Below are 2,825 nucleotides of genomic sequence, written 5' to 3' on the forward strand. Positions count from 1 at the left end.
TGTTGACATCGCAGGGGTCGGAAGTTCAATCCTTCCTACGCCCACCAGCCTTCCCGCCATTTTCGGACCGATCTGCACAGGGGTCCGAGGTAACAAATGAACCTTCACCATTTTAAAGCTCCTGCCGCATTGCGGAGATAGTGGGGGCTGAATCGAGCATAATGCCGCTGCGTCGTGCGGTCATCATCATGCCCGAGGAACTGCGCAATTTCCGGCATCGGGACGCCCGCCTCGGCCATCCAGACGGCTCCGGTGTGCCGCAGCGTGTAAGGGGTCACCTTGAACCCTGCCCGCTCTGATGCGGCGAGAAAGCCCTTCTTGATCGAGCCGACCTTCTGGCCACCCCGCTCGATGACCCAGATCGACTGGCGAGCGTCATAGGCGGCGCGCAAGGCCTCGACCGCAACATCGTTCAGCGGGACGCGCGGGCGGCGCTTGGCGGTCTGGATTCGACCAACCGGATTGAGGTTCGCCATGCCGGCTTCCAGATCCACCCGGTCCCATGTCAGGTCGAGGATGGCAGACGGCCGTGCCGCGGTCGTGACGCCAAGGATGGCATAGAGCCGGACGTGCGGCGCGACACAGGCGTCGAGGAAAGCGCGGAACTCGGCCTTGGTCAGATGGCGCTCACGGCGCTCCGGGGCCTGCGGTCGCCACACCTTCGGCGCGCGCTTGATGTGACCATGCCGTTCGCCCAAGTTGAGCGCTGCAGCGAGAATGCCGAGCTCGGTCCTGATCGTGGCGACACTGGCGCGGCGGGTGGCGCTATAGTTCTGTGCCAGCTTGTCGGTGATCGCGTCTGGCATCAGGTCGGCCCAATAGGCGCGCATCGCCTTCCACGCATCGCGCATCCGCTCGACACTGGCGACACCTGCTGCCTCGCGGTCATCGATATAGGCCAGCATCAGGCGCTCCACGGTCCATGGTGCACCGTTGCCCCGCCAGCGTTGCCGGGCTTCCGCTTCGGCGTTGAACCGATCGGCCGCGGCGAGACGGGTCCGGTGCCGCTTGCCTTCTTCGTCTCGCCAGACGAGGGCGAACCCTCCCCTGAACCTTTGGACGGTGTATTCTGGGGGGGATTGCATTCGATTCTCTCCACTTCGGCGACGGGGATGCGGATTAACGTCCCGATCGTGAAGCATTGCAAGGTTCCGTCCTTGATCATCTTGCGGATCATGCCCTCCGAGCATGACCAGCGTTCGGCCAGGCTGCGGACGCTGAACGGCATATCCGCCTGCTGGGTGCGCGCGTGGGCCGTCATCCCTTCCGCTCCTCCACAACCGGCCACTGCCTGACGCGCAGCCCCTCGGGGAACAGCTCGATATCCTTGATCGGCTTCGGCCCGCCGTTGGACAGCTGCTTGACGAACACGGAGACGCTGGCCGCTTGGCACTGATCGACGATCGCCTGTGCCCAGTCGTTGGCCATGGGCCGCGCGCCGGGGCCGCTTTCGCCGCCGACAATGACCCAATCGATCTTGGGGCAATCGACTGAAAGCCCCCCGCATTCGGCTATGCCGTTCAAGGGATCGCAACGCAGCAGCGGCCTGTCCACCACTGGCAAGCTAGACAAATCCACCGGCCCCAGCAGCGGCTCCATGCTCAACCCGACCCACGGGATGCCCAGCTTCTTCTTGAGCTCGAGCAGGCGTGGGATATCGCGGTCGGCCTCGTCCTGATTGACGACACTGATGATCAGGCCAGCGTGCTGCGGCCAACGTGCTGCCCAAGGGTGGTCAGCGAATGCGGCCAGGCGCTTCTCGATCACCGTCAGGCGCTTCGTGACAATCTGGATATCGAGATCGCGCGAGGCGTGGATCGCGCCCCAGGCCGTCGCCAGCCACTCGATAGGCACCTCGTTGTCGAACAGGTCGGACATGCTCTGCATGAACACCCGGCGCTTGCGGCCATTGTGCTCGTAGAACGCTGCCGCGCTGCTGTTGAGCTTCGTCAGGCCAGGCAGCGCGCCCTTGATCCAGCGCCGTTCCGCGCCGACACCCCAGACGCTATGCCCGGTCCGCTTCGCCCACGCCTCAGCATAGCAGCCGTCGCAGCCGGGCCCAACCTTGGTGCAGCCCCACCAGAAATTGACCGTCGCGTCGGTCCATTCGATCGCCGATTGCTCAGCCATTGCTCGTTTCCCTCTCGGTCACAATCTCGCGCGCCCGGCGCACCACGAACTGCACGACATCGGCCCAGCCCATGTCATCGCGGGCGATCGGTGCCTGGCCGGTCATTTTCTCCCAGCGGTCGTGCAAATCGACGCCGATCTGTTCGGCATCAGCAAAGCGCAGCAACGGCGCGCCTTCGCTAACCGCCGCAGCCATCAGCACCTGCGCAGCATCGCGGGTCGCATCATCGAACACGCGCTGCGTCGGGATGCCGTCGCCCCTGTGATCGGTCATCGCCTCGAAGTGCATGAGCGCGGCGGCCAGCTGGTCATCACCGATGCTATGGCTGTATTGGCCGCAGGTTGGGCATGGGGCGAAGCCTGCCGCGCGGGTGGCTGGCAGGGCGTCAGTCATCACGCCTCTCCCCATAATACCCATAGCCCCGCGACACGCGCCGGTAAGGCTCGAGCCAGATCCAGGTGCCGTTGCTCATCCGCTTGGGGAGCCAGGCAAAGCGCTCGGCCTTGGCCTTCGGTTTGAAAAATCGGAATCGCATCACTTCCTCCAAGGCTCTCGGGACCCGTCCTCGCGCACGATGGACCAGTCGCCATGCTCGAGACGGGTGCGCCCGGTGTTCTGCACGATCATGCCGGGGCGCAGGGGTTGCGGGGTGAAGCGCGGCAGGGGCGCGCGTTTGGCGGGGGCGGTCATTGGC

At 64.9% G+C, this 2,825-nt stretch carries 5 protein-coding genes; all 5 read right to left on the minus strand.

The window, feature by feature from the left end:
• Positions 1-104: 104 nt before the first annotated feature.
• From AX735_RS06915 to AX735_RS25695, 5 genes are read right to left on the minus strand one after another with little or no spacing between them, the layout of a single operon-like run.
• A complete protein-coding gene (locus AX735_RS06915; protein WP_202189523.1) occupies positions 105-905 on the minus strand; it encodes a site-specific integrase in 801 nt (266 codons plus the stop codon).
• Entirely contained in the window at positions 905-1,261 is a 357-nt protein-coding gene (locus tag AX735_RS25690) for a helix-turn-helix domain-containing protein (RefSeq protein WP_202189524.1), read from the minus strand. The genes AX735_RS06915 and AX735_RS25690 overlap by 1 nt, the downstream gene beginning before the upstream one ends.
• Positions 1,258-2,130 carry a DUF5131 family protein gene (locus tag AX735_RS06920; RefSeq protein WP_066277681.1) on the minus strand — a complete coding sequence of 291 codons (873 nt, stop codon included), beginning with the start codon at positions 2,128-2,130 and terminating at the stop codon, positions 1,258-1,260. The genes AX735_RS25690 and AX735_RS06920 overlap by 4 nt, the downstream gene beginning before the upstream one ends.
• Positions 2,123-2,524, minus strand: a complete 402-nt coding sequence (locus tag AX735_RS06925) for a hypothetical protein (RefSeq protein WP_156447442.1) — start codon at positions 2,522-2,524, stop codon at positions 2,123-2,125. The genes AX735_RS06920 and AX735_RS06925 overlap by 8 nt, the downstream gene beginning before the upstream one ends.
• Complete coding sequence (locus tag AX735_RS25695) at positions 2,517-2,666, minus strand: hypothetical protein (RefSeq protein ID WP_202189525.1); 150 nt, start codon at positions 2,664-2,666, stop codon at positions 2,517-2,519. Before AX735_RS25695 ends, AX735_RS06925 begins: the two co-directional genes overlap by 8 nt.
• Between the last annotated feature and the right edge of the window lie 159 nt (positions 2,667-2,825).

The sequence above is a fragment of the Blastomonas sp. CCH1-A6 genome, from assembly GCF_001556365.1.
GTDB classification, from domain to species: domain Bacteria; phylum Pseudomonadota; class Alphaproteobacteria; order Sphingomonadales; family Sphingomonadaceae; genus Blastomonas; species Blastomonas ursincola.